The following is a 26,712-nucleotide window of genomic DNA, read 5'->3' on the forward strand; positions in this document are numbered from 1 at the left end:
TGGCCATGCTGGTGTAGGGGGCAAGCGGATACGGTCCGGGGGCGATGATGAAGACCATCCTGTGCTACGGCGATTCGCTGACATGGGGGTACGACCCATCGGGCCCCGGGCGTCACGCTTTTCAGGATCGCTGGCCGAGCGCTTTAAAGGAAGCGCTCGGCAAAGGAGTCCGCGTCATCGCCGAGGGGCTGAACGGGCGCACTACGGCCTTTGATGATTTTGCTGCAGGCTCCGATCGCAATGGCGCCCGCATCCTGCCGACGATCCTCATGAGCCATTCACCGCTCGAACTGGTCGTCATCATGCTCGGCACGAATGACATGAAGCCGTTCCTGTGCGGCAAAGCCATTGGCGCCAAACAGGGCATGCGCAGGCTGATCGACATCGTTCGAGGCCATGATTATCCGATGGGGGAGGCCGCCCCTGCCATTCTGATCGTTTCTCCTCCGCCCTCCTGCGAAACCGACAATCCGGATTTCTCGCTCGTCTTCGAAGGCGCGCTTGAGGAATCGGCCAAGCTCGCACGGCTTTACGACCGCCTGGCGGAAGAGGCGGGCACAGGCTTTTTCGACGCCGGCTCAGTGGCGCATACCAGCCCACTTGACGGTGTGCATCTTGACGCCGACAACACTCGTGCCATCGGCGCGGGGCTCGCGCCGATCGTCAAAGACATGCTTGGACTTTGATAAAGGAGGAATGAGCATGGCCAACACGGCAGGAAATACACCCGTACATACATCCTGGGGCTGGCTCGCCCTGCTCGGCGCGATTTCGCTGATCGGCGGCCTTTTGGCGCTGGCCAATCCCTTTGCCGCAACCCTGACAGCAGCGCTTCTGGCTGCCTGGACCTTTGTGCTTTTCGGCGTGGTTCAGATCATTCAGGCGTTTCGCGTCCGTGGCTGGTCCGGTTTTCTGTGGTCCCTGCTGCTTGGCGTTCTAACGCTTGCGGTGGGTATTTCCATACTGGTTCGTCCAGGGCCGGGCATCGTTTCGTTGACCGTTCTCGTCGCCGTCATTTTTCTTGTCCTCGGCGTGGTCAAATTGATGTATGGCTTCGCGCTGCGTCCGCTTCCGGGTTGGGGGTGGGTGCTCGCTTCCGGCCTGATCTCGATTGTGCTGGGGGTGATGATCCTGTCCGATATGCCCTGGTCTGCAGCCGCTGTCCTGGGCATTCTGCTTGCAATTGAACTTCTGTCGAACGGAATCTTCCTGCTGCTCGTCGCATTCGGATTGCGTTCGGTGGGCCGAAGCTGAGGCTTCACTCGCCCGGACACTGGCCGGGCCTGATCGAAATTGTTTCCCGGGTCCGCTTTCCCAAGAGCGGTTCCGGGAGCCGTAAAGTGACCAAAGGAGAAAGCAGCCGTGGCTGAAAATTACGACGTCATCATTATCGGATCGGGCCCCGGCGGCTATGTAACGGCTGTGCGTTCCGCGCAGCTCGGCTTCAAGACGGCAATCGTCGAACGCGAGCATCTGGGGGGCATCTGTCTCAACTGGGGCTGCATTCCCACCAAGGCGCTGCTGCGGTCCGCCGAGATCAAGCACTACGCCGAAAACGGCAAGGATTACGGCCTGACCATCGAGGGCAAGGTATCGGCCGATGTCGCTGCCGTTGTCGATCGCTCGCGCAAGGTCTCCCAGCGGCTGAACGGCGGCGTCGGCTTCCTGATGAAGAAGAACAAGATCGATGTCATCTGGGGTGAGGCGAAGCTCTCGAAGCCTGGTGAGGTCGTTGTTTCCGAAAGCGCCAAGAAGGCCATGCAGCCGCAGCCGCCTGCGCCGAAAAACACGAAAGGTCCCGGCACCTACAAGGCCAAGCACGTCATCGTGGCCACTGGCGCGCGGCCGCGCGTTCTGCCGGGTATTGAGCCGGATGGCGACAAGATCTGGACCTATTTCGAGGCAATGGTGCCCAAGACCATGCCGAAATCGCTGGTCGTCATGGGGTCCGGCGCCATCGGCATGGAGTTCGCTTCCTTCTACCGCACCATGGGCGCCGATGTGACCGTGGTGGAGCTGATGCCGCAAATCCTGCCCGTCGAGGATGCCGAAGTCTCCAAATTCGCCAAGAAGCAGTTCGAGAAGCAGGGTATCAAGTTCCACCTGGAAGCCAAGGTTACCAAGGTGGAGAAGGGCAAGGATACGGTCACCGCCCATATCGAGACCAAGGACGGCAAGGTCGAGAAGATCACGGCCGAAAAGCTGATCTCGGCTGTCGGTGTTCAGGGCAATATCGAGAATCTCGGCCTCGAAGCGTTGGGTGTGAAGACCGACCGCGGTTGCGTCGCGGTCGATGGCTATGGCCGCACAAACGTGCCGGGTATCTACGCCATCGGCGATGTCGCCGGCCCGCCCATGCTTGCCCACAAGGCAGAACATGAAGGCGTGATCTGCATCGAGAAGATCGCGGAAGTGCCCGGCGTTCACGGGTTAGACAAGGGCCTTATCCCCGGCTGCACCTATTGTCAGCCGCAGGTTGCCTCGGTGGGCCTGACCGAAGAAAAGGCAAAGGCTGCGGGCCGCGACATCCGTGTCGGCCGCTTCCAGTTTGCCGCCAACGGCAAGGCCATCGCGCTCGGCGAGGATCAGGGGTTCATCAAGACCATCTTCGACAAGAAGACGGGCGAGCTCATCGGCGCCCATATGATCGGCGCGGAGGTCACCGAACTGATCCAGGGTTTTGTCGTGGCGATGAACCTTGAGACCACCGAGGAAGAACTGATGCACACGGTCTTCCCGCATCCGACGCTGTCGGAGATGATGAAGGAAAGCGTTCTCGACGCCTATGGGCGGACACTGAACGCCTGATCGGGCTTTACCCCTGTATCCGCCCCGCATTCTGAACTATATGCGGGGCGGAACAATGCAAGGAGCCAGTCATGGAACACGGCTACGGAATCATGGGAATGCCGGGAGTCGGCTTTTTCGGTTTGCTTCTGATCGGCTTCATCGCCGGTTACGTGGCCGAAAAGACCATGAACAGGAACCATGGCTTCCTGACCAACATACTCGTCGGCATTGCCGGCTCCTTCGTTGGCGGGACATTGGCTAGCCTCGTCAACATCTCGTTTTATGGATTCCTGGGCAATCTGGTTGTCGCCATCGTCGGTGCCATCCTGATCCTCTGGATTTTCGGTCGTTCGGAATCCCGCCGGACGCGATAGGACAAAAATGGTCACCGTACTCGATACCGTCAGCAACCGCCCGCGCGTAAGGCATCCGGAAAAGGCTCATCGGCCCGATCAGGAAGTGTTGCGCAAGCCCGAATGGATCCGCGTCAAGGCGCCGACCTCCAGGGGGTATCTCGAAACACGCGAGATCGTGAAGTCCAACAAGCTGGTCACGGTTTGTGAGGAAGCGGGCTGCCCAAATATCGGCGAGTGCTGGGACAAGAAGCACGCGACCTTCATGATCCTCGGCGAGATTTGCACGCGCGCCTGCGCCTTCTGCAATGTCGCCACCGGCATTCCCGGTCCCGTCGATGCCAACGAGCCGGAGAACGTGGCCAAGGCCGTGCGCGAGATGGGGTTGAACCATGTGGTCATCACCTCGGTCGACCGGGACGATCTCGACGATGGCGGCGCGCAGCATTTCGCCGACGTGATCGGCGCGATCCGCGCATCGTCTCCGGCAACCACCATTGAAATCCTGACCCCGGATTTCCTGCGCAAGGATGGCGCGCTGGAAGTGGTGGTGAAGGCCAAGCCGGATGTCTTCAACCACAATCTGGAAACCGTACCGTCGAATTATCTGAAGGTGCGTCCGGGCGCGCGCTATTTCCATTCGCTGCGCCTGCTTCAGCAGGTCAAGGAACTCGACCCGACCATGTTCACCAAATCCGGCATCATGGTGGGGCTGGGCGAGGAACGGAACGAGGTTCTCCAATTGATGGACGATCTGCGTTCGGCCGATGTCGACTTCATGACCATCGGCCAGTATCTGCAGCCGACGCGCAAGCATCACCCGGTCAAGGCGTTCGTGACACCCGACGAGTTCAAGTCCTACGAGACCGTTGCTTACGCCAAGGGTTTCCTCATGGTTTCATCAAGCCCGCTGACGCGGTCTTCGCATCATGCGGGTGAGGATTTCGCCAAGCTCAAGGCTGCGCGCGAGGCGCGTCTGCAGTCGGCCTGAAGAAGACATGCCGAAATTCGAGACCGTAAGGCACGTTGCGCACTCGCCCGAAGAGATGTTCGCGCTCGTGGCGGATGTGGAGAAATATCCCGAGTTCCTGCCCATGTGCGAGGCGCTTGCGGTGCGCACCCGCAAGGAACGCGACGGGGTTACCCTGCTCGTTGCTGACATGACCGTGGGCTATAAGGCGCTACGGGAGACCTTTACGAGCCAGGTGGCCCTGAAACCCGCCGAACGGGCAATCGACGTCCGCTATGTGGATGGGCCTTTCCGCTTTCTGAAGAATGAATGGCGTTTCGAGCCTGCCGCGGAAGGCAAGTGCGACATTCATTTCTTCATCGAGTACGAATTCAAGAGCCGCATGCTGGGTGCCCTGATGGGGGCGATGTTCGATCGCGCTTTCCGCATGTTTGCCGAAGCTTTCGAGCGGCGCGCCGATCAGGTCTATAATCGCGGCGCGGCCTGATTTATCAGTTCGTCGTCTGCCTGAGCGCTTCCAGAACCATGCCGAGTGCGGTCTCAACGGTTGCGGAGCGCACACCCGCGCGGTCGAGACCTTCGAAAATGCGCGATTGCGCGACTGGTTCGTGCCCCTCGAGCGCAAGCCCGAACCAGACAAGACCGACAGGCTTTTCTGCCGATCCGCCACCGGGGCCGGCAACACCCGTCACGGCGATAGAAATGCTGGCACGTGAGTTTTCCAGCGCACCGCGCGCCATCTCCAGCGCCGTCTCGCGCGATACCGCGCCATGGGCGTCCAGCGTATTTGCCGAAACGCCGAGCATGTCCATCTTGGCTTCATTTGAATAGGTGACGAAGCCCCGGTCGACCACGGTCGAGGAACCGGCAATATCGGTCAGTGCGGCTGCAATCATTCCGCCAGTGCAGGATTCGGCTGTCGCAAGCATGATGCCGCGTGCCTCGCATGCCGCCAGTACGGCTCGCGCCAAAGCCTCTTGCCGGGCTTGATACCCACTCATGCGGGAACCTCGCCGGGATAGATCACGCTGACGGTGGCAATGGCTGCAATGCCTTCCTCGCGTCCGACGAAACCGAGTTTCTCGTTGGTCGTCGCCTTGATCGAAATGCGGTGTTCGGCAATGCCGAGCATTGCTGCCATGGCGGCGGTCATGGCCGCGCGATGCGGGCCGACCTTCGGCGCTTCGCAGATGAGGGTGACATCCGCATTGGCGATGCGCCCGCCCGCCGCGCGCACGATATGCGCCGCATGCTCCACGAAGATGTACGAGGCCGCACCCTTCCATTGCGGATCGGAAGGCGGGAAATGAGTGCCGATATCGCCTGCGCCGCAGGTGGCCAGAAGCGCGTCGGTCAGGGCATGAAGGCCGACATCCGCGTCGGAATGGCCCGAAAGCCGCCTGGAATGGGGAATGCGCACACCGCAGAGCACGACCGCATCGCCGTCGGTGAAGGAATGCACATCATAGCCATTGCCGGTGCGCACATCGGGAAAGGCGCTCGCGCGGTTCATGCGCTGGTCAGCGAGAGCGATGTCGCGGGCCCAGGTGAGCTTGATATTGTCAACAGAGCCGGCAACGAGCCGAACCGGAATATCGGCCCATTCGGCAATGGCCGAATCGTCCGTGAAATCGTCTCGACCAAGATGGAATGCGCGGTCGTGCGCAGCCGCGATCAGAGAAAAGGGAAAACCTTGCGGTGTTTGTGCGCCATGCAGGTCGTGGCGCGGGACAGTTTCTGCGATGAGGCCCGCGTGTCCGGCCCGTTTCAGTGTTTCCGCCACAGGCAGAGAGGGAAGGGCGCCGGTGCCCGCCTCGACGGCGCCTATGACACGCCCGATCAGCTCTCTGTCGATGAAGGGGCGTACGCCATCATGGATGAGGACGACCTGCGGATCCGGATCGTGGAGCGCGATAAGTGCGAGGCGCGTGGATGCCTGGCGCGTGGGGCCGCCATGGATGGCCATCACACGGTCGGTCAGGCCTTCGGCAGCTTCGGCAAACAGCGCCTCGTCATCGGGATGGATCGCGACGACGATGCGCCCGATACGGGCATCCGACAGGAAGGTCTCAAGCGTGTGGCGAAGCACGGGCTTGCCACCCACCAGCCTGTATTGCTTGGGTCCCTCGGCGGATTGGCCGGCCCGCTCCCCCCGTCCGGCGGCCACGATAACTGCGGCGACTTCGCCCTTCGCGGCCTGCATGACGCTCTCTTGCCGTGTCATCTGCTTGTCCATGCCTCAGACGCATAATAATTGGGGCGCAGAAAGGCCAGCCGAATTTGTCGATTATGCGCTGCGGCAAGAAAACGCTGTTGCGGGGCCGTCGTAAAGTGGCTAAAGAATGAGCAATGATCACGGGTGCTTCAATTTTGTGCACATCTTCGGTTGACATGTTGACGCAACCGCTCCGGCTTGGCCCGGTGACTATCCGCAACAGGGTTTTTCTCGCACCCATGTCCGGGGTCACGGATTTTGCCTTTCGCGAAAGGGCTTATGCCCATGGCGCCGGCCTGGTTGTCTCAGAAATGGTGGCAAGCGGGGAACTGGCCCGTGGCCGCGCCGAATCGGCGCGTCGCCTGCGCCGCCCCAACGTGGATGTGCATATGGTGCAGCTTGCAGGCCGTGAGGCCCGCTGGATGGCTGAAGCGGCGCGCATTGCAGCCGATGAGGGCGCCGACATAATCGACATCAATATGGGGTGTCCGGCCAAGAAGGTGACGGGCGGCTATTGCGGGTCCGCCCTGATGCGCGAGCCCGACCATGCACTTGGCCTGATCGAGGCGGTGGTGGGGGCCGTTACCGTGCCCGTTACGGTGAAAATGCGCCTTGGCTGGGATGAAAACGCACTGAATGCGCCCGCCATCGCCCGGCGCGCCGAGGAAGCAGGCGTATCCATGGTCACGATCCATGGGCGTACGCGATGCCAATTCTACAAGGGTAAGGCCGATTGGCGCGCCATTGCACGCGTCAAGGACGCGGTGAGCATTCCCGTCGTTGCCAATGGCGACGTTTCTTCGCCAGAGGATGCTGCGGAGATATTGGAGCAGTCGGGCGCCGACGCCGTCATGATCGGGCGCGCCCATTACGGTGCTCCCTGGACGGCAGGCCGCATCGTCGCGCAGGCGGCTGGCCGGATAGCGCAGGACATGCCCCGTTCGCCGCTCGCTCTCGCCGCCTATGTGGTGGATCACTATGAGGCAATGCTTGGCCTCTACGGCGCGGAGCAGGGCTTGCGCCATGCGCGCAAGCACCTGGGCTGGTATCTGGATCGGCACGCGCCCTGGGTCGGGGTACAGGATCGGAAATCAATCATGACCGGCACGGATTATCGCGGCGTCATCGACCGGCTGCATCGCGTCCTCCGTGCGGGCGAAGGCGAGTTGGCGGCATGAAACAGAATGGGGCTGGCTTATCGGAGGCGGTTGCGGCGCAGACGCTGCTCAACACGCTGCGTCATCCGGTCGTCATGATCGACGAGGACGGCTTCATGGTCCACGCCAATGCGGAAGCCGAGGATTTCTTCCGCTCCGGCGCTACCATACTGGCGCGCAGCCGTCTCTCCGATTTCGTGCCGTTCGGCAGCCCGCTTGTCGCGCTGGTGGAGCAGGTGCGTGCCCAGCGCGTTGCCATGAACGAATATCGGGTCGACATCTCATCCCCGAGGCTCGGCTCCGAGCGCATGGTCGATATCCATGCCGCGCCCGTTTCCGAATTGCCGGGGGCCGTGGCGCTGCTCCTCCAGGAGCGCTCCATGGCCGACAAGATCGACCGGCAGATGGTTCACCGCGGAGCCGCGCGCTCCGTTTCGGGTCTTGCCGCGATGCTGGCTCACGAGATCAAGAATCCTCTCGCCGGCATTCGCGGCGCAGCGCAGCTTCTCGAACACGCGGTGACCGACGAGGACCGCGCGCTGACGCGGCTCATTACCGAAGAGACGGATCGCATCGTGGCCCTTGTCGACCGCATGGAGGTCTTCTCGGATGAAAGACCGGTTGAGCGGGCCCCCATCAACATCCACCTCGTTCTCGATCATGTGAAGGCTGCCGCCCGCAATGGCTTTGCCCGAAAGATCGCCTTCGTCGAGGAATACGATCCTTCCCTGCCGCCAGTCTGGGCAAACAGGGATCAGCTCGTTCAGGTCTTCCTCAATCTTGTGAAAAACGCTGCGGAGGCAATTGGCGACCGCGAGGACGGTGAAATCCGTCTGACCACCGCTTTCCGGCCGGGAATTCGCCTGTCCGTGCCGGGTTCTCCGGACCGCGTGGCCTTACCTCTCGAATTTTGCGTCTACGACAATGGGCCCGGCATTCCCGAGGATATGCGCCCGATTATTTTCGATCCCTTTGTGACCTCGAAGCAGAACGGTTCGGGCCTTGGGCTTGCACTTGTTGCAAAGATCGTCGGCGCACATGGCGGTGTCATCGAATGCGAATCGTCCGGACAACGCGGCACGGTCTTCCGCATCTTGATGCCGGCCTGGCGCGAGGCGCGGGGCGATGCACTCCTGACCGGTGAACAGGAAATCCAGACATGAAAAGCGGCAGCATTCTCATCGCCGATGACGACGCGGCAATCCGCACGGTGCTCAATCAGGCGCTGTCGCGTGCCGGTTACGAAGTCCGTGTGACGTCCAATGTCGAGACATTGTGGCGCTGGGTGTCGGCGGGCGAGGGGGACCTGGTCATCACCGACGTTGTGATGCCTGACGGCAATGCTTTCGATCTCCTGCCACGCATTCGCAAGGCACGTCCCGACCTGCCCGTTATCGCGATGAGCGCTCAGAACACCTTCATGACCGCGATCCGCGCTTCGGAGGTCGGTGCCTATGATTATCTGCCCAAGCCCTTCGACCTGACGGAGCTCGTCAATATCGTCGGCCGCGCTCTGTCGGAGCCTAAATCGGGCAATCGCGAAGCCCCGATCCCGGAGGCCCCCGACACCCTGCCGCTGATCGGACGCTCCGCTGCCATGCAGGAAATCTACCGTCTTCTGGCGCGCATGATGCAGACCGATCTGACGGTGATGATCAGCGGCGAATCGGGAACCGGTAAGGAGCTGGTTGCGCGGGCGCTCCACGAATATGGCCGTCGCCGCAAGGGGCCTTTCGTTGCCATCAACATGGCTGCCATCCCCCGTGACCTGATCGAATCGGAACTGTTCGGTCATGAGAAGGGCGCTTTCACCGGCGCGCAGTCACGATCTTTCGGCCGTTTCGAGCAGGCGGAGGGCGGCACGCTCTTCCTGGACGAGATTGGCGATATGCCGATGGAGGCGCAGACGCGCCTTCTGCGCGTCCTCCAGCAGGGCGAATACACAACGGTCGGCGGCCGCACGCCGATCCGCACCGATGTGCGCATCGTGGCGGCCACCAACAAGGATCCGCGCATGCTGATCGATCAGGGCCTGTTTCGCGAGGACCTGTTCTATCGGCTGAACGTGGTTCCGCTGCGCCTGCCGCCCCTGCGCGACAGGGCAGAGGATATCCCCGATCTGGTGCGTCATTTCTTTGCCCGCGCCGAGAAGGAAGGCCTGCAGGCAAAGCGCATCAGCCCGGAAGGTCTGTCGCGGATGAAGCACTATCGCTGGCCGGGCAACGTGCGTGAACTCGAAAACCTGATCCGGCGGCTTGCCGCGCTTTATCCGCAGGACGAGATTTCGGCGGAAGTGATCGAGCAGGAACTGCGCGCGGCGGGCTCCATGCGCCAGGGCGAGGCCGAACCTGCTCCGCAAAGCGTCACTTTGGAACAGGCGGTAGAGCAGCATTTGCAGCGCTATTTCGCGCAGTTCGGAGACCAGTTGCCACCCGCCGGTCTTTATCAGCGCGTGCTTGCCCAGATGGAACAGCCGCTTCTCATCGCGGCCCTGACGGCAACGGGTGGAAACCAGCTGAAAGCCGCCGATCTCCTTGGCCTGAACCGCAACACGCTGCGCAAGAAAATCCGCGAATACGCCATCAACATCTACCGTGGCGCGAATTAGCGCATCCAGAACGCATCCACGAGTCTCGATCGCGGCGCTTAATCCCCGTTCTGCCCCAGCATTGCCACGATTGGCCGATCAAACTGTTGCATGATCGCTACAGTCGTTGCATATGTGCAACAACTGTACAACCGTTCGGGGACGAGCTTCAGGTCGATGGCGAGTGTATCGGAAAGTTCCGGGATAGATCCCCTGCCAGCTCCACTGCCGGCAACGCCACGGCGAGACCGGAGGGCGTCGCTTTATCTTGGCATCGCGGCAGCGGTCGGTGCGCTGGTGACGGCTGCGGTGTCCTTCACGGTCCTGCTTGGTCTGACGCCGTTTACGCCGGATGCCCGCGCGACGCTGTTTCTGATTGCCATCAATGTCGGTTTCATCCTGCTTCTCCTCGGCTTGATCCTTTCGGAGGCGATGCGCATCTACCGGAGCCGCAAAGGCGCGCGCGCGGCATCGCGCCTGCATGTGCGCATCATCGCGATGTTCTCGCTGGTGGCGGCAATCCCGGCCATTCTCGTTGCTGTCATAGCTTCTGTAACACTGGAGCTCGGTCTCGACCGCTGGTTCGAATTGCGGACTAAGGTCATCATCTATTCCTCCCTGTCGATTGCCGACGCTTACGTTCAGCAGAATGCGCGCAGTCTTCAGGGCACGACCGAAAGCATGGCCGTGCGTCTCGATCAGGCACGCACGCTCTACAATCTCGATCGTTACGGTTTTCGTGATTTCATGACGCGGCAAGCCGTTCTGCGCGGCCTTGCCGATGCGGAACTGGTGCGCGCCGACGGGTCGGTCATCATCAGCGCCCAGATGGGGGAGGATATTCCCTTACCCAGGCCGGGCAATGCGGATATCGAAACGGCCGACCGTTCGGAGATCGCCTTCAAGGAGATCGGAGGCACGAACCTCGTGACGGCCGTCTACAAGCTTCAGGAAATACCCGACGCCTATCTCTATACGGGCGCGCTGCTTGATCCTGAAGTGTTGAAGGCCCGCCAGATCGTGCGTTCCAACACGGATGAATATCGTTCGCTGGAGGACAATCGCGGTAACACGCAGCTTGCCTTCGCGCTGCTCTATCTGGTGGTCACCCTGGCCATCGTGCTCGCGGCCATCTGGACCGGCATTGCCGTGGCCGACCGGCTGGTGCGCCCCATCCGACAGCTTATTGGCGCCGCCGCCGATGTTTCGACCGGCGACCTTGAAGTGTCCGTTCCGGTGCGCGCTTCCGATGGCGATGTCGCCCTTCTGGGCGACACCTTTAACAAGATGACGCAGCAGCTGAAGTCGCAGCGCGACCAGCTGATTACCGCCAAGGATATGATCGACGAGCGCCGCCGCTTCACCGAAGCAGTACTCTCAGGCGTGACGGCGGGCGTCATTGGTGTGGATTCGCAAGGAACCGTCGCCATGGTCAACCGTTCGGCGGAGGCCATGCTCGATATCGATGCGCATTCGGCGGTCGACGAAAACCTTTCCGCCGTGCTGCCGCACGTGGGACGGATCTTCGAGGCCGGGCGGAAGTCGGGCAAGCCGGTCTACCGCGAGCAGACCACCTTCTATCGCGCGGGCGTCGAGCGCACGTTCAACGTCCAGATCACCACAGAAGAGGGTGTCGGCGAGGCGGACGAGCATTCCTATGTCGTCACCATCGATGATATTACCGACCTCATGCAGGCGCAGCGCTCCATGGCCTGGGCGGATGTGGCGCGCCGCATCGCGCATGAGATCAAGAACCCGCTCACGCCCATCCAGCTTTCGGCTGAGCGCATCCGCCGGCGCTTCGGCAAGGTCATCGAACAGGACCGCGAGATATTCGACCAGTGCACCGACACGATCATTCGCCAGGTGGGCGATATCGGCCGGATGGTCGATGAATTCTCATCCTTCGCGCGCATGCCCAAGCCCGATATCCAGCTTCTGGACCTGCGCGATCCCTTGCGCGAGGCTTCGTTCCTGGTGGAAGTCGCGCGCAGCGACATCAAGTTCGAACGCGACTTCTCGGATGAGCCGCTGATGGGGCATTTCGATGCCCGTCTGATGGGGCAGGCGTTCGGCAATGTCATCAAGAATGCTGCCGAAGCCATCGAGGCCGCGGAACGTGCGCACGGGCAGCCTGGCGCGATCCGTGTCGTGGCGCGGCCGCGCGGCCGCTTTATCCAGGTCGATGTCATCGACAACGGCAAGGGCCTTCCGCGGGAAAACCGCCAGAGACTGCTCGAACCCTATATGACGACGCGGGACAAGGGCACCGGCCTTGGTCTCGCCATCGTCAAGAAGATCATCGAGGACCACGGGGGACGGCTGGAGCTGCACGATGCTCCGGAAGATTTCCATGACGGGGTTGGCGCGATGATCCGCATGATCCTTCCCGCTGCCCAATCGGCCCCCGAAAAGGACGCCGACAGGGCCAGAGAGACGACAAAAAGGTAGAACATGGCCTCCGATATTCTGATCGTAGACGACGAGGAAGACATTCGCGAACTCGTGGCCGGCATACTGAGCGACGAGGGCCACGAAGCGCGTACCGCCTTCGACAGCGATAGCGCGCTGGCCGCGATTGCCGAACGCGTTCCGCGCCTCATCCTGCTCGACATCTGGCTCCAGGGATCGAAGCTCGACGGTCTCGCGTTGCTCGACCGCATCAAGGAGCTCTATCCACACATGCCCGTGGTGATGATCTCGGGCCATGGCAACATCGAAACCGCCGTCTCCGCGATCAAGCGCGGCGCATATGATTTCATCGAGAAGCCTTTCAAGACCGACCGGCTGATCCTCATTTGCGAGCGAGCGCTGGAAATTTCGAAACTCAAGCGCGAAATGAACGATCTGAAGAAGCGCACCGGCGCGACCTTCGATCTCGTCGGCCAATCCGCCGCGATGAACCAGCTGCGCCAGACCATTGAGCGCGTTGCGCCGACCAACAGCCGCATCATGCTGACCGGGCCGTCAGGGTCCGGAAAGGAACTCGTCGCTCGCGCCATTCATGCAGCATCCTCCCGCAAGAACGGGCCATTCGTCACGCTGAATGCCGCCGCGATCACGCCGGAACGCATGGAAGTCGAATTGTTCGGGACGGAGTCCAATGGCAATGAACGCAAGGTCGGCGCCCTCGAGGAGGCCCATGGCGGCGTTCTTTATCTGGATGAAGTGGCCGACATGCCCTCCGGCACGCAGAGCAAGATTCTGCGTGTTCTGGTCGACCAGCAGTTCGAGCGCGTGGGCGGCACGAGACGGGTCAAGGTGGATGTTCGCATCATTTCATCGACCGCCCAAAACATAGAATCGCTGATCGCCGAGGGGCGGTTTCGCGAGGACCTTTTCCATCGTCTGGCCGTGGTCCCGGTTGGCGTGCCGCCGCTCGCCGAGCGGCGCGAGGACATTCCGTTGCTCGTCAATCATTTCATGCAGACCATCGGGGAACAGGCCGGCATCAAGGCGCGCCCGCTCGGAAACGATGCCATGGCAGTGCTCCAGGCACACAACTGGCCGGGCAATGTCCGCCAGCTGCGCAATAATGTTGAGCGGTTGATGATCCTGACGCGCAGCGACAATCCCGACACGCCGATCACGGCTGATCTTCTGCCGGCCGAAATCGGCGATGTAATGCCGAAGTTGCCCACCCAGTCGGACCAGCACATCATGGCCCTGCCGCTGCGCGAGGCACGCGAGATGTTCGAGAAGGAATATCTTCTCGCCCAGATCAACCGCTTCGGTGGCAACATATCGCGCACGGCCGAATTCGTGGGGATGGAGCGCTCGGCCTTGCATCGCAAGCTCAAATCGCTGGGAGTCTAGGGCGATTTTCAGCCAGTTGGCGCCACCTGACGTTCGCATCGAAGCGGAAAGGCAAAAGGATTGAGCGCCCTGGTGCGCCCGGAAGGTCTCACCGCGCTTCTCATTGCGGGTTCATAACGGACCGCGAGGGCGCGATTACCGCTGCCCGAACATGATCCCGCCTGTTTCCTTGCAAGTGAAAAACGGCTAGAGCAATGCCTCAGCCAAGACCCCGCGTTGCGGGGCAGGGAGTGGACGATGAAGGTCATCATTTGCGGCGCCGGGCAGGTCGGTTACGGCATCGCGGAGCGTCTCGCCTCCGAACAGAACGACGTCTCGGTGATCGATACGTCCCCTGAGCTCATTCGCGCCGTACGCGATACGCTCGATGTGCGCGGTTTCGTCGGCCATGGTGCGCACCCCGACGTTCTGGCATCGGCTGGCGCCAGCGAAGCCGATATGATCATTGCCGTCACCTTGTTCGACGAGGTGAACATGGTGGCCTGTCAGGTGGCGCATTCACTTTTCAATGTGCCCACCAAGATCGCGCGTATTCGCTCGCAGTCCTATCTGCAGTCCCATTACATGGATCTTTTCTCGCGCGATCATCTGCCCATCGACGTCATCATCTCGCCAGAAGTCGAGGTTGGCGAGATGGTCATGCGCCGCATAGCGCTTCCTGGAGCCACCGATGTCGTGCGCTTTGCCGACGATCACGTGGCCATGGTCGCGATTGAATGTCTTGACGAATGCCCGGTTATCAACACGCCGCTCTCGCAGCTGACGGAGCTCTTTCCAGACCTGCCTTCGACGGTTGTCGGCGTATCGCGGGAGGGAAAACTCTTCATTCCTCATTCGCGTGATCAGCTGATAGCGGGCGATCTCGCCTATGTGGTCACCACCCGCGATCAGGTGCGCCGCACGCTTGGCCTGTTCGGTCACGAGGAGCGCGAGGCAACCCGTATCGTGGTGGCCGGCGGCGGCAATATCGGGCTCTACGTGGCACGCGCCATGGAGAAGAAGAACAGCCGCACCAAGGTCAAGATCATTGAAAGCACGCGCGAGCGTGCCGTGGCACTGGCCGACCGCCTGCGCCGCACCGTCGTTCTGCATGGCAGCGCACTCGACCAGAAGCTCTTGCTTGAGGCCGATATACAGCATGCGGACCTCATGGTCGCGCTGACCAACGACGATCAGGTCAACATCCTGTCGAGCGTCATCGCCAAGCGTCTGGGCTGTCGTTCCAACCTGGTTCTGATCAACAATCCGACCTATCACGACTTCGCCAAGACACTTGGTATCGACGCCCATGTGAACCCGCGCTCGGTGACCATCTCGAAGGTCTTGCAGCACGTGCGTCGCGGCCGCATCCGCGCTGTCCACAACATTCAACGCGGCGCGGCTGAAGTGATCGAGGCGGAAGCTCTGGAGACATCGCCGCTGGTGGGGCCGCCCTTGAGCGAAGTGGAGTTTCCCGACGGCATGCGCATTGGCGCCGTCTATCGTGACGGCGCGGTCATCAAGCCGAGCGGTTCTCTGCGCATCAAGCCGAAGGACCGTGTTGTCATATTCGCGCTGGACAGCGCGGTGCGCCAGGTCGAACAGATGTTCCGCGTCAGTCTGGAGTTCTTCTGAGCCGCTTGATTTGAGGCTTGGCGCCTGCAACAAAAGCCATGGCTCATCATCTTGCCCGCATCCGGATCGGTCCTGATTCGGTCATCGTCAGAACGGAGATACGAAATGCCCCGCATTGCCTATGTGAACGGCCGCTATGTGCGTCATGCCGACGCTGCTGTGCATGTGGAGGATCGCGGCTATCAGCTGGCCGACGGCGTGTACGAGGTCTGCGAAATCAAGCGTGGCTACATTGTCGATGAGAGGGGGCATCTGGATCGCCTCGACCGATCGATGCGGGAACTGCGCATGGACTGGCCGGTGGAACGAAAAGCTATGGAGCTGATCCTGCGCGAGGTCATTCGCCGCAATCACGTGCGCAATGGGATGGTCTATGTGCAGGTGACGCGTGGCGTTGCGCCGCGCGATCACGCTTTCCCGACCAAGCCCGTGCGTTCCGCGCTGGTGGTGACCGCCAAGCGGATGGACCCGCGCGCCGTGGAGGCAAAGGCGGCCAAGGGCATGGCCGTGATAACGGTACCCGAAAACCGCTGGGAGCGCGTCGATATCAAGACCATCGGCCTTCTTCCCAATGTTCTGGCCAAGCAGGCTGCCGTGGAAGCGGGCGCCGGTGAGGCCTGGTTCGTCGATCCGGACGGAACGGTGAAGGAAGGCGCTTCCACCAATGCGTGGATCGTCACCAAGGATGGATCGCTTGTGACACGCCCGGCCGATCATGGAATTCTGCGGGGAATCACCCGCGCCACGGTGATGAAGGTCGCCGACAAGCTCGGTCTCAGGGTCGAGGAGCGCGTTTTCAGTGTGGAAGAGGCACAGGCCGCCCGCGAGGCCTTCGTTACCAGCGCGACATCGCTGGTGAGCCCCGTTGTCAGCATTAACGGCAAGCCGGTTGCAAATGGACATCCGGGCAGTGTCGCCCGTTCCTTGCGGGAAGCGTTTTTTGAGATTGCGGAAAAAAGTCCTACCTGTTAACCAACGGGCATGGTGGTAGCGGCCCGGGTCATCCTGGGCTCCTGGCGCAATTCTGATATGCGTTTTCTGTCGGGGTGCTTTCTTGACAGAAGGGTATGTTATTTGCGCTACTGGCTGCCCCTAGGGCAGCGAATGGGTGAAAGACCAAGAAATGGCGGAACGATCACAAAACTTGCAGGACCTGTTCCTGAATACCGTTCGCAAGAGCAAGAACCCCCTCACGATCTTTCTCATAAACGGTGTCAAACTGACGGGCATTGTCACTTCCTTCGATAATTTCTGCGTGCTTCTTCGCCGCGACGGGCATTCGCAGCTTGTGTACAAGCATGCGATTTCGACGATCATGCCGAGTCAGCCGGTTCAGCTTTATGAAGCCGAGGACAGCAATCGGGAATCCTGATTGACACAACCGAACGAGCCTGAAGGCAAAGGGCACAGGCGAGACCCTATAGCGCGCGTGGCAGAGCCCACGCGCGCTTTCGTCGTTACGCCCATTCTTGCTGCGGAAAGACGGGCAGCCGAAAAGGGCGCGCCTATCCGTTCCGCCGATGCGCGCTCACAGGAGGCGGTGGGGCTTGCCGAAGCGATCGACCTCGATGTGATCGCCGCCGAGATCGTGGCGGTCAACCAGCCGCGACCAGCCACCCTCCTTGGAACAGGAAAGCTTGATGAACTGGCCGCGCGTGTCGCGGAAGCGGAAGCGGAAGTGGTCATCGTCGACCACCCCCTGACACCGGTTCAGCAGCGCAATCTGGAGAAGGCGCTCAACGCGAAGGTGCTTGATCGCACCGGTCTCATTCTGGAAATTTTCGGACGCAGGGCGCGCACCAAGGAAGGTCGCCTGCAGGTCGATCTTGCGCATCTGGAATACCAGCGAGGCCGTCTGGTGCGCAGCTGGACCCATCTGGAGCGTCAGCGCGGCGGCGGCGGGTTCATGGGTGGTCCCGGTGAAACGCAGATCGAGGCCGACCGCCGGCTTTTGCAGGACAAGATCGTGCGTCTCAAGCGCGAGCTCGAGACCGTGCGGCGTACGCGCGACCTGCACCGCTCCAAGCGGCGCAAGGTACCGTTTCCGATCGTCGCCATCGTCGGCTACACCAATGCTGGAAAATCGACCCTTTTCAACCGGCTGACCGGTGCCTCGGTCATGGCGGAGGACATGCTTTTTGCGACGCTCGATCCAACATTGCGCCGCGTGCAGCTACCCCATGGTACCACCGTCATCCTGTCGGACACCGTCGGCTTCATCTCCGACCTGCCGACCCATCTGGTGGCGGCGTTTCGCGCGACGCTCGAAGAGGTTGTCGAGGCCGATCTGATCATTCATCTGCGCGACATCTCCGATCCCGATTCGAGCGCACAGGCGAACGACGTCGCGTCAATCCTTGGCGATCTGGGCGTCGATGCCGCCGACAAGACCCGTGTTCTCGAAGTCTGGAACAAGATCGATAATCTCGCCGACGAACAGCGCCACGCTCAGCTTGAGATAACCCATGGTCCCGATGCGCCCATCGCCATTTCAGCCGTGACGGGCGAGGGGATCGACACGCTATTGTCGACGGTGGAACAGCGCATTTCAGGCGCGCTTGCTCCACTCACTTTGACCCTGTCGCCCCGTCAGATGCAGTTCCTCGATTGGGTCTATCGCCATGGCGATGTCGTTGAACGCAAGGACAATGACGACGGCAGCATCACCATTACGGTGCGTGCGACCGATATGGCGCGCAACGAAATTCTGGAAAAACTAACGGGCGACAGCAAGTCATGATGCGCGCCCAGCCCGTCGAGGCTGGAAACTATCCGAGCTTCTTGGCGTCTTGCCAGAGCGCTTCCATATCTTCGAGACTGGCTTCTTCCAGCGTTCGGCCCTGTTCCTTCAGCATGCGCTCGACATGGTCGAAACGGGTGCGGAACTTGTCATTGGCGGCTGCAAGTGCCGCTTCGGGGTCCTTGCCCAGATGCCGACCGAGATTGGCGAGCGCAAAAAGCAGATCGCCATATTCTTCTCCGATATGCGCTTCATTGCCGCTGTCCATGGCTTCGCGCAACTCGCCGATTTCCTCCTCGATCTTGTCGAGGACAGGACCGGCAGCTCCCCAGTCGAAGCCGACGCGGGCAGCGCGCTGTTGCAGCTTGAGCGCACGCATCAAGGCGGGCAGGGCGCGCGGTACCTCATCAAGATAGGCAGGTGGGGTTTCCTCGAGACCAAGTGCTGCGCGGCGGGAAAGACGCTCGGCCTTTTCCTCCGCCTTGATGCGGTCCCACATGCCCTTCGCCATGCCCTTGCCGCGGGCCTCCTCACTGCCAAAGACGTGGGGGTGCCGGCGGATCATCTTTTTGGTGATGGCGTGCACCACGTCACCGAAATCGAAACGGTCTTCCTCTTCGGCCATGCGGGCATGGAAGACAACTTGCAAAAGCAGGTCGCCGAGCTCGTCGCGCAAATCCTCAAGGTCGCCCCGTTCAATCGCATCGGCAACTTCATAGGCTTCTTCGATGGTGTAGGGGGCGATGCTGGCAAAATCCTGCTCGACATCCCAGGGGCAGCCGGTCTGCGGTGTGCGCAGCGCAGCCATGATCTCCAACAATCTCGCGATGTCCTTGGAAGGCTGCATGGGGCCTGTCCCTTTCCCTGGATGGTGCCTTGAAATATCCGCGAGTTTGATAGCACGGATGAGGGATCGGGAAAGACCGGACCAGGCGTTATTGAGGCAGTCCACAGACGTTCTGCATGACGGCCAGCCTCTGCAAGCGTGTCTGGTCCGGACCGCGTCCGGGGTGAGGTTATGCCTCGCCTTTCGCTGTCAGTGCATCGAGCGTGATGACCATTTCGCCGCTTTGGCGGATTTGCGTCTGCGTGAGAACCGCCGACACCGCTTGCACGGCAAGACGGGCGGAGGCGCACAGCGAAAGGCCGGCGCTGCGATGCGCCACGAGGACGCCCGTAAACAGATCGCCGGTTCCACAGGGGCGTACGGGAATGCGCGGAGCAGAGATCCGCGTTACCGCGTCGCCCTCCGCGACGATGGTCTCCACCTGACTTTCCGGCGTGTCTTCCAGAACGCAGCCCGTTACCGCGAAATCCACGGATCGCCCTGCACGAACCTCATGAATGGCCGCAACAATTCCTTCCAGATTACGGGCAGGTCGTTTTGCAAGCCATTCGAGCTCGAACTGGTTGGGCGTTGCCAAGCGCGCTTGAGGAAGAAGCCTGTCGCGGATCAGCTCGGGCAAACCGTAAGCGACGAAAACACCGATCCCGTTATCGCCGATGACGGGATCGCAAACACAATGAATATCAGGATTGCGTCGCAATGCCCGTTCGACAAAGGCCGAAACCACCTGGCCAACCTCCACGGAACCCAGATATCCGGTTAGAAGCACGGCACAATTTTCGACCAGACCGCGCTCCTCGACACCGCGCAGAAGATCGGCGACGAGGTCCGCCTCCAGAACACGACCGCGCATTGTGGGATAATGCGGGTGGTTGGATAGAAGCGTGGTCGGAACGACCGCGACCGTGGCTCCAAGCGCCTGCATGGGCCAGGCGGCGGCACTGTTGCCCACATGGCCATGCACCACCTGGCTCTGGATCGAGATGATCTGGCGCATATCAGCTACCTTACTCATGATCAGCGAAGGATCGGGTGCGCAATCGTAAGTCGGCTTACGACATCGCGCGCTGCATCCAGAACCGCCGGAGCCACATCGTCAACCCTGCCGTCAGCTGCACGAAGCGCCGAAAGAACGCTCAAGATCGTCCCGCCCACTTCACGGAAGTCGCGCTGGTCGAGCCCGCGAGATGTGGCTGAAGGCGTGCCGAGCCTTATTCCGGAAGGCGCCATGGGCGGCCGCGCATCGAAAGGGATCGTGTTCTTGTTGATGGTGAGGCCGACCTGTTCGAGAATGTCGGCAGCAGCCCGTCCGTCGATATCGAAGGGCGAGAGATCGACGAGCAATAAATGGCAGTCGGTGCCGCCGGTGACGAGGCGCAGTCCGCCATCCGACAAAGTCTGCGCAAGCGCCTGAGCATTGTCCCGCACGGCAGCCGCATAATGCCTGAATTCCGGCTGCAATGCTTCCTCGAATGCAACGGCCTTGGCTGCGATCACATGCATCAGTGGCCCGCCCTGCACACCGGGGAAAACGGCCTTGTCGATCCTGCGTCCGATTTCGGGATCCATGCCCATGATGACACCGCCGCGCGGGCCGCGCAGCGTCTTGTGGGTGGTCGAAGTAACGATATGGGCGTGCGGCACGGGATTGGGATAGACGCCCGCAGCAACCAGGCCGGCATAATGTGCGATATCGGCCATCAGATAGGCGCCTGTTTCATCGGCGATTGCGCGTGCCCGTGCAAAATCGATACGCCGCGCATAGGCCGATCCGCCGACGACGATCAGCTTCGGCCGCTCCTTTCGCGCCACTCGTTCAAGTTCGTCATAATCGATGAGTTCATCCTCGCGGCGGACCTTGTAGGTGACAGCATTGAACCAGCGGCCCGATACGGTGACGGGCGCGCCATGCGTAAGGTGCCCGCCGCAGGCAAGATCCAGCCCCAGGATCGTATCGCCGGGCTGCAGCAGGGCGAAGAAAACGGCCAGATTGGCATTCACACCGCTATGGGGCTGCACATTGGCCCAACCGGCATCGAAAAGCCTGCACAACCGCTCCACCGCCGCCCGTTCGATGATGTCGGAGGGGCCGCAGCCGCCGTAGTAGCGGCGACCGGGATAGCCCTCCGCATACTTGTCGGTGAAAACGGAAGCCTGCGCCAGACGCACAGCACGGCTTGCAATGTTCTCCGAGGCAATGAGTTCGAGCCCGTTTTGCTGGCGCTCTTCCTCCGCCGCGATTGCGGAAGCGATGAGGGCGTCAGGCAAAGCGCTCATGGCGGTGATGGTTCGGCTGTGATTCTCGATATTCATGATCGGCTTTCAGGTGGAGAAGAAATGGTTGTCGCGGTGTCGGAAAGGCGCTTGGTCCAATCCTCGACCTTGCGGCTGGAAAGGCGGCGTTCCGCAAGACGGCGCCAGCTGCCCGGCAGGTCCGGAAGGGCTGACATGGCGGAGAGCTCCTCCATGTCGAGCGTATTGACGTAAAGAACCCGCCAGAGCCTGGCGAGGGGCCAGTCCGGCGTCCGGCGTTCGATCCGTTCGAGTGCGCTGTCTGGCCGAACGAGCCCTTCCTGCAGCACGCGATAATACCATCCCGTCCGACCGCTTCGCTGAACCCGCAAGGCCATATCCGCGACGCCAAAGCGATGGTTGAGCTTCCAGCACGGCTGGCGCCCCTGGGAGACTTCAATGACGGCTTCGCCGAGGCGAAAAACGTCTCCGATGGCGATATCCGCTTCCGTTAGCCCCTGGGTGGAGAGGTTTTCACCGAATGCGCCAGCTGCATCGAGCGCCCGGCAGGGCCCGATCGTGAGCCGCCAGACATCGTAATGCTCGAATGGATAGTGATGCACCGCCTTGTCCGGTCCGCCGTGATGCCGCCGGTCGCCCTGTGCATCGCCCTCAAATCCTTCGAGACCGAGCCAAAGCGGCCTATTGGCCGGGGATTTCAATATGCCGCTTGGCACATCATGAGGGCCGAAAGGCTGGACCTGCCCGGTCAGCAACTCTGAAAGGGCGATTTTCACGTCTCGATCCCCTGCAGCCATTGCGCAAACATTGCACGCCCGGCATCGCGAAGCCTGGCCCCATGCTTTTGCGCATCCGACCGAAGCTGTCGCGGATCGATACCGGCGGCAGCGATTTCGAACGCGTGTCCGATAAGCCAGCGCTCGAAGCCCGAAGTCGTATCGGCCTCCGGGTGAAACTGAACCCCCATGATATTGCGCCCGCACGCAAAGGCCTGGTTTGGGCAGGTCACTGTTTCGGCAAGCCGAATGGCGTTGTGGGGAATATCGAACATGTCGCCATGCCAATGCAGCACGGGAAGCCCGTCGATGCGGGCAAGCGCGCTTTCCCTGCCTGTATCGGTAAGGGTGAGGGGGGCAAACCCGATTTCCTTGATGCCGGATGCCCGGACCTGCGCACCGAGCGCTGTCGCCATCAGCTGCGCGCCAAGGCAAATTCCGAAGGTCGGTCGGTCAGCCGCAAGCCGGATGCGCAGAAAATCGAGTTCTTCTCCCAGAAAGGGATAGGCGTCGATTTCATAAGCGCCCACCGGTCCCCCAAGCACCAGGACAAGGTCCGTCTTGATCGGATCGAGCGTCCACAATTCATGAACGCCGATATCGTAGTAATAGACCTTGTAGCCAGCCGCCGTGAGTGCTGCCTCGAAAGATCCTAAATCTTCGAAATGTACATGGCGCAGTGCCACGGCTGTCCTGGGCATCGGCGTATCTTTGCTTGATCGTTTCGTGCCTGTTCGGATACAGGTGTATCGGATGGTCAAAAATGGCCAGTTTTGAAAATATTGATAGGCCGGTTGGGTGCGTGAGATTGCATTCGAAATCCGTGAAGGCACGGGCCAACCCGTTTTCCTTCAATTGTCGCGCGAGATCATCGCGGCCATCGAGGCCGGGAGATTGAAACCGGGACAGCGATTGCCGGGCACCCGAGCGCTTGCCAAGACGCTGAAGCTACACCGCAACACGGTCGATGCCGCCTATCATGAGGCAACGATGCAGGGATGGCTGACGGCGCAACCTGCACGAGGAACTTTTGTCGCCGACGATCTGCCGCTCGATCCGGTTCCTGCCGGGCGCAGGTCCAAACCTCTTCTCGCCACCGGAACCCGTAAGGAGTTGCGGGCCGATAACGGCCCGCCGCTACTGGAGTTCTCCGATGGAGCGCCGGATGCCCGCCTGCTGCCAGCCGCCGAATTGGCGCGGGCTCTGCGCAATGCCCTCCACCGGCCCGATCTCCTCAACGGGGCCGGATATGGGGATCCACGCGGCGTTCCGGCCTTGCGGGAAGCGCTTTGTCTGCACCTGTCTGCCGAGCGCGGTCTCGAGGTTCATCTTGACGATCTGATCGTCACGCGGGGCAGCCAGATGGCGCTTTTCCTGGCTGCTGCAGCCTTGATCGAGCCGGGCGAGGTGATCGCCGTGGAGGAGCCGGGCTATCCGCTGGCGGTGTCGGCCTTCCGGGCGGCAGGCGCCCGGGTGGTTCCAGTCCCGGTGGATGCGGAGGGGATCTCCGTCGAACATCTTGCCCGGATCGCTTCTGGAGAACCGGATATTCGCGCCGTCTACGTTACCCCGCATCACCAGTATCCGACGACCGTGACGCTCGGCGCAGCGCGGCGTATCAGGCTTGCCGAACTTGCGCGACAACACAATTTTACGATCATCGAGGATGATTACGATCACGAATATCGTTTCGATGGGCGCCCGGTCCTGCCTCTTGCCGCACGCATGGGGCACGAAAAGGGGCTTGTCTATGTGGGGTCTCTGTCCAAGGTTTTGGCTCCCGGCCTGAGGCTCGGTTACGCAACCGGCCCGACCGAACTCATTCGGAGGATGGCCGATCTGCGCCAGGCGATCGACCGTCAGGGAGATGTGGTTCTGGAGCAGGCCGTTGCATCGCTCCTGCATCAAGGCGACCTTGGTCGCCACACGCGCAAGACACGCCGTATCTATCAGGCCCGGCGCGACCGGATGGCCGAACTGCTTTCGCGCGAGCTTTCGGACGAGCTCTCCTTTTCGCTTCCCGCAGGTGGACTGGCGCTTTGGACGCGGATCGGGCAGGGGCTGAATGCCGAGCAGTGGAGCCGGGCGGCGAGACGGATGGGACTTTCGGTCATGCCGGGCATGAACCATTGCATCGAGGTGACCGGCGCTCCGCAGGCTTTCCGCATCGGCTTTGCCAATCTCGACGAGCGGGAAGCTGCGAATGCCGTTGTACTTTTGAAGAGGGCGAGAGAGAGTTTGCGCTGAAGGAAAGCGCCTACGGGTTGCGGAACGAGTTGACGTTGCATTCGCACGGGCTGTAAAAGCCGATCCGACGGTCAGGTTGCTTCGCATGCGAATCCGGCCTTCCGTCCGCGGAGGTGTGGCCGAGTGGTTGAAGGCACCGGTCTTGAAAACCGGCAGGCGGGTGACCGTCTCGTGGGTTCGAATCCCACCGCCTCCGCCATTCATCGCCGAACATCCGTGAAATGGTGAGCGGGCCGTCCCCGTTGCGGCAATCCCTTTGAAGAACGTGAATGGCCTTACCTTCAAGCATCAGCCTCAGAGTAGCGGGTATCCTGTGCTTATTTCCTGATAGGCAACATTGACCCGCACTGCCGCCTGTGGCTAGCGTTTATTAACCGGCTAGGGGAGGCGTCTTTGCGCGGAGTGGCGATTTTAACCGAGGCGCGCAGCGGCTCGGAGTGGCTGGGAAGCCTGACAAACAATACCGGCAGAATGGGCAAATCCGCTGAATGGCTCGGAGTGCCGGATCTCGGATTCCTGCCTGCAAGCCTTGATGAGCTCCTTGATGCGGTGATCGAGAAAGGCGCCACACCCAATGACCGCTTCGCCGTAAAGCTCTTTGCACGTCATCTGCGCTGGGCACAGGAGCTTTACGGAGGTGATTTCCTTCAGGCATTGCGCAAGCGCCATCAGGTGGAGCTCATTTTTCTGGAGCGTCGCGATCGTCTGCGGCAGGCCGTCTCCTATGCCCGCGCCATCATGACCGGGCGCTGGAAAAGCAATTCCGTTCGAACGACCGGCGCTGAAAGCTACGATTTCGCGGCCATCTACAGGGCCTATTTCTACATCGAACGCGGCTATGCCTTCTGGCACGCCTATCTGCGCCTTATGGGGCTGAAACATCAGCATTTCTTCTACGAGGATCTGCTCGCCGATCCGAAGCCGTTCCTGGATGCAATGGCATCTCTTCAAGGCGTAGCGTTCGAGGGCGATTTCAAAACCGAGCTTAACATTCAGCGCGACGGGCGCACCGAGGAGTGGATGCGGCGCTTTCAGGAGGAAGCGCAGCAGAGTGGGCTGGTGCTCGGTTTGATCGACGCTCCGGCGCCAAGGACGTTTGAAAACATGCGCCGCTTCCTGAAGAAGGAGCCGCTCAAGGGGCGGATTCAGGTTCTCTAAACGTATTCTCTGCTCGCGCGTCGACTTCCTCTTGCTGGTCGGATAGGGTCCGCGGAGCAGTGGATCGAGCGCATCGATTCACTCTGATAAACTGGCTTAAAGGAATGCACTATGCCCCTGTATTTCCGTTTTAAAAGACTCCTCTCGATTGGAGCCATAGCGGCCTCGACAGCCCTGTCCCCGGTGATCGCGGACGCCTGCACGCGTTTCGTGTATCTGGGGGAGAACGGCGACACGATCACCGCCCGCTCGATGGACTGGAAATACGATATAGGGACCAATCTCTATGTCCTGCCGCGGGGCATGGAACGCAGCGGCGAGGCCGGTCCGAATTCCCTGCGCTGGACGGCAAAATACGGCTCCGTGGTCGCAACCGGATACGATATTTCGACCACGGACGGGGCCAACGAGGCGGGGCTTGTCGCAAACGTATTGTGGTTGGCTGAATCCGAATATCCGAAATTCGACGAGAGCAGCAAACCCGGCCTGACAATCGCTGCCTGGGCGCAATATGTGCTTGATAATTTCGCAACCGTGGAAGAGGCCGTCGAGGCGCTTTCCAAGGAAGAATTTACGGTTGTGACCGATATGGTGCCGGGCCAGGAGCGCCTGACCACGCTGCATCTGTCTCTTTCCGATACAAGCGGCGATAGCGCTATCGTCGAATATATCGATGGTAAGCAGGTCATTCACCACAGTCGCAAATATCAGGTGATGACCAATTCGCCTGTCTTCGATCAGCAACTGGCCCTGTCTTCCTATTGGAAGGATATTGGCGGCACAGTCATGTTGCCGGGGACGAATCGCGCAGCGGACCGTTTCGTTCGTGCGGCTTTCTATGTCAACGCGATCCCGCAGGATGCTCAGCCGAACCGGGCATTGGCGAGCGTTTTCGGTGTCATTCGGAACGTGTCGGTTCCGCTGGGCATTGCTGCGCCCGATCAGCCGGAAATTTCCTCGACCCGCTGGCGAACCGTTTTCGATCACAAGCGCCAGCTCTATTTCTTCGAATCCGCCATGACGCCCAACACATTCTGGGTCGATCTGAAGAAACTCGACTTCTCCGCCGAAACCGGAAAGGTGATGAAGCTCGATCTCGGGCAGGATCAGGACCACACCTATTCCGGCGACGCTTCCGCTGAGTTCAGCGAGGCTGAGCCTTTCAAGTTCCAGGGGCTTTGAGCGGGTG

General features: G+C 61.0%; 25 protein-coding genes and 1 tRNA gene. 19 read left to right on the forward strand and 7 right to left on the reverse strand.

Annotated features, from left to right (window positions below):
• The first annotated feature begins 47 nt into the window (after positions 1–47).
• From NA8A_RS02610 to NA8A_RS02635, 6 genes are all read left to right on the forward strand, one after another.
• Positions 48–686, forward strand: coding sequence for an SGNH/GDSL hydrolase family protein (locus tag NA8A_RS02610; RefSeq protein ID WP_009449441.1), 639 nt, complete (start codon positions 48–50; stop codon positions 684–686).
• Positions 687–702: 16 nt separating this feature from the next.
• Positions 703–1,254, forward strand: coding sequence for an HdeD family acid-resistance protein (locus tag NA8A_RS02615; protein ID WP_009449442.1), 552 nt, complete (start codon positions 703–705; stop codon positions 1,252–1,254).
• 108 nt (positions 1,255–1,362) lie between these two features.
• Positions 1,363–2,808 carry a dihydrolipoyl dehydrogenase gene (lpdA, locus tag NA8A_RS02620; protein ID WP_009449443.1) on the forward strand — a complete coding sequence of 482 codons (1,446 nt, stop codon included), beginning with the start codon at positions 1,363–1,365 and terminating at the stop codon, positions 2,806–2,808.
• A gap of 71 nt (positions 2,809–2,879) precedes the next feature.
• Positions 2,880–3,164: a GlsB/YeaQ/YmgE family stress response membrane protein gene (locus NA8A_RS02625; protein WP_009449444.1), complete on the forward strand. Its 285-nt coding sequence runs from the start codon at positions 2,880–2,882 to the stop codon at positions 3,162–3,164.
• A gap of 7 nt (positions 3,165–3,171) precedes the next feature.
• The gene (gene lipA, locus NA8A_RS02630; protein ID WP_009449445.1) at positions 3,172–4,134 is read left to right on the forward strand and encodes a lipoyl synthase; all 963 of its coding nucleotides are present in this window, start codon (positions 3,172–3,174) and stop codon (positions 4,132–4,134) included.
• Between the two features lie 7 nt (positions 4,135–4,141).
• A complete protein-coding gene (locus tag NA8A_RS02635) occupies positions 4,142–4,600 on the forward strand; it encodes a type II toxin-antitoxin system RatA family toxin (RefSeq protein ID WP_009449446.1) in 459 nt (152 codons plus the stop codon).
• A 4-nt stretch (positions 4,601–4,604) separates the two neighbouring features.
• Here the strand turns inward: NA8A_RS02635 and NA8A_RS02640 are convergent, their stop codons facing one another.
• Both NA8A_RS02640 and NA8A_RS02645 read right to left on the reverse strand, forming a co-directional pair.
• On the reverse strand, positions 4,605–5,114 hold the full coding sequence (locus NA8A_RS02640) for a CinA family protein (protein ID WP_040671658.1): 510 nt from the start codon (positions 5,112–5,114) through the stop codon (positions 4,605–4,607).
• Positions 5,111–6,337 (reverse strand): bifunctional 2-C-methyl-D-erythritol 4-phosphate cytidylyltransferase/2-C-methyl-D-erythritol 2,4-cyclodiphosphate synthase, encoded by a 1,227-nt coding sequence (locus NA8A_RS02645; RefSeq protein ID WP_040671728.1) that lies wholly within the window; start codon positions 6,335–6,337, stop codon positions 5,111–5,113. The genes NA8A_RS02640 and NA8A_RS02645 overlap by 4 nt, the downstream gene beginning before the upstream one ends.
• Positions 6,338–6,462: 125 nt before the next feature.
• Here NA8A_RS02645 and dusB point away from each other — a divergent pair, with 125 nt between their 5' ends.
• The 9 genes from dusB (at position 6,463) to hflX (ending at position 18,242) form a co-directional block, all read left to right on the forward strand.
• Positions 6,463–7,506, forward strand: coding sequence for a tRNA dihydrouridine synthase DusB (gene dusB / locus NA8A_RS02650; RefSeq protein WP_009449449.1), 1,044 nt, complete (start codon positions 6,463–6,465; stop codon positions 7,504–7,506).
• On the forward strand, positions 7,503–8,648 hold the full coding sequence (locus NA8A_RS02655) for a two-component system sensor histidine kinase NtrB (protein WP_009449451.1): 1,146 nt from the start codon (positions 7,503–7,505) through the stop codon (positions 8,646–8,648). Before dusB ends, NA8A_RS02655 begins: the two co-directional genes overlap by 4 nt.
• Positions 8,645–10,093, forward strand: a complete 1,449-nt coding sequence (gene ntrC, locus NA8A_RS02660; protein ID WP_009449452.1) for a nitrogen regulation protein NR(I) — start codon at positions 8,645–8,647, stop codon at positions 10,091–10,093. Before NA8A_RS02655 ends, ntrC begins: the two co-directional genes overlap by 4 nt.
• A gap of 156 nt (positions 10,094–10,249) precedes the next feature.
• Positions 10,250–12,523, forward strand: a complete 2,274-nt coding sequence (locus tag NA8A_RS02665; RefSeq protein ID WP_009449453.1) for a sensor histidine kinase NtrY-like — start codon at positions 10,250–10,252, stop codon at positions 12,521–12,523.
• Between the two features lie 3 nt (positions 12,524–12,526).
• The gene (gene ntrX, locus NA8A_RS02670) at positions 12,527–13,888 is read left to right on the forward strand and encodes a nitrogen assimilation response regulator NtrX (protein WP_009449454.1); all 1,362 of its coding nucleotides are present in this window, start codon (positions 12,527–12,529) and stop codon (positions 13,886–13,888) included.
• Between the two features lie 237 nt (positions 13,889–14,125).
• Positions 14,126–15,502, forward strand: coding sequence for a Trk system potassium transporter TrkA (gene trkA, locus NA8A_RS02675; RefSeq protein ID WP_009449455.1), 1,377 nt, complete (start codon positions 14,126–14,128; stop codon positions 15,500–15,502).
• A gap of 105 nt (positions 15,503–15,607) precedes the next feature.
• Positions 15,608–16,474 carry a D-amino-acid transaminase gene (locus NA8A_RS02680; RefSeq protein ID WP_009449456.1) on the forward strand — a complete coding sequence of 289 codons (867 nt, stop codon included), beginning with the start codon at positions 15,608–15,610 and terminating at the stop codon, positions 16,472–16,474.
• A 151-nt stretch (positions 16,475–16,625) separates the two neighbouring features.
• A complete protein-coding gene (gene hfq / locus NA8A_RS02685; RefSeq protein ID WP_009449458.1) occupies positions 16,626–16,874 on the forward strand; it encodes an RNA chaperone Hfq in 249 nt (82 codons plus the stop codon).
• 57 nt (positions 16,875–16,931) lie between these two features.
• Positions 16,932–18,242: a GTPase HflX gene (gene hflX / locus NA8A_RS02690; RefSeq protein WP_009449459.1), complete on the forward strand. Its 1,311-nt coding sequence runs from the start codon at positions 16,932–16,934 to the stop codon at positions 18,240–18,242.
• Between the two features lie 28 nt (positions 18,243–18,270).
• Here hflX and mazG read toward each other — a convergent pair whose 3' ends face one another.
• The 5 genes from mazG to NA8A_RS02715 form a co-directional block, all read right to left on the reverse strand.
• Positions 18,271–19,089: a nucleoside triphosphate pyrophosphohydrolase gene (gene mazG, locus NA8A_RS02695; protein ID WP_009449460.1), complete on the reverse strand. Its 819-nt coding sequence runs from the start codon at positions 19,087–19,089 to the stop codon at positions 18,271–18,273.
• A 169-nt stretch (positions 19,090–19,258) separates the two neighbouring features.
• Positions 19,259–20,104, reverse strand: a complete 846-nt coding sequence (gene pdxY, locus NA8A_RS02700; RefSeq protein WP_240532726.1) for a pyridoxal kinase — start codon at positions 20,102–20,104, stop codon at positions 19,259–19,261.
• A 2-nt stretch (positions 20,105–20,106) separates the two neighbouring features.
• Positions 20,107–21,402 carry a serine hydroxymethyltransferase gene (gene glyA, locus NA8A_RS02705; RefSeq protein ID WP_009449463.1) on the reverse strand — a complete coding sequence of 432 codons (1,296 nt, stop codon included), beginning with the start codon at positions 21,400–21,402 and terminating at the stop codon, positions 20,107–20,109.
• Complete coding sequence (locus NA8A_RS02710) at positions 21,399–22,118, reverse strand: MOSC domain-containing protein (protein ID WP_009449464.1); 720 nt, start codon at positions 22,116–22,118, stop codon at positions 21,399–21,401. Before NA8A_RS02710 ends, glyA begins: the two co-directional genes overlap by 4 nt.
• Complete coding sequence (locus NA8A_RS02715; protein WP_009449465.1) at positions 22,115–22,819, reverse strand: glutamine amidotransferase; 705 nt, start codon at positions 22,817–22,819, stop codon at positions 22,115–22,117. Before NA8A_RS02715 ends, NA8A_RS02710 begins: the two co-directional genes overlap by 4 nt.
• Positions 22,820–22,916: 97 nt before the next feature.
• Between NA8A_RS02715 and pdxR the strand changes: the two genes are divergently transcribed.
• The 4 genes from pdxR to NA8A_RS02735 all read left to right on the forward strand — a co-directional run bounded on the left by pdxR (position 22,917) and on the right by NA8A_RS02735 (position 26,705).
• Positions 22,917–24,365 carry a MocR-like pyridoxine biosynthesis transcription factor PdxR gene (gene pdxR, locus NA8A_RS02720; RefSeq protein ID WP_009449466.1) on the forward strand — a complete coding sequence of 483 codons (1,449 nt, stop codon included), beginning with the start codon at positions 22,917–22,919 and terminating at the stop codon, positions 24,363–24,365.
• Positions 24,366–24,474: 109 nt separating this feature from the next.
• A tRNA-Ser gene (locus tag NA8A_RS02725) sits at positions 24,475–24,564 on the forward strand.
• Positions 24,565–24,767: 203 nt separating this feature from the next.
• Positions 24,768–25,523 (forward strand): Stf0 family sulfotransferase, encoded by a 756-nt coding sequence (locus tag NA8A_RS02730; RefSeq protein WP_009449467.1) that lies wholly within the window; start codon positions 24,768–24,770, stop codon positions 25,521–25,523.
• A gap of 111 nt (positions 25,524–25,634) precedes the next feature.
• Entirely contained in the window at positions 25,635–26,705 is a 1,071-nt protein-coding gene (locus tag NA8A_RS02735) for a linear amide C-N hydrolase (RefSeq protein ID WP_009449468.1), read from the forward strand.
• The last annotated feature ends 7 nt before the right edge of the window (positions 26,706–26,712 follow it).

It is taken from the genome of Nitratireductor indicus C115, assembly GCF_000300515.1.
In the GTDB taxonomy this organism is placed as follows: domain Bacteria; phylum Pseudomonadota; class Alphaproteobacteria; order Rhizobiales; family Rhizobiaceae; genus Nitratireductor; species Nitratireductor indicus.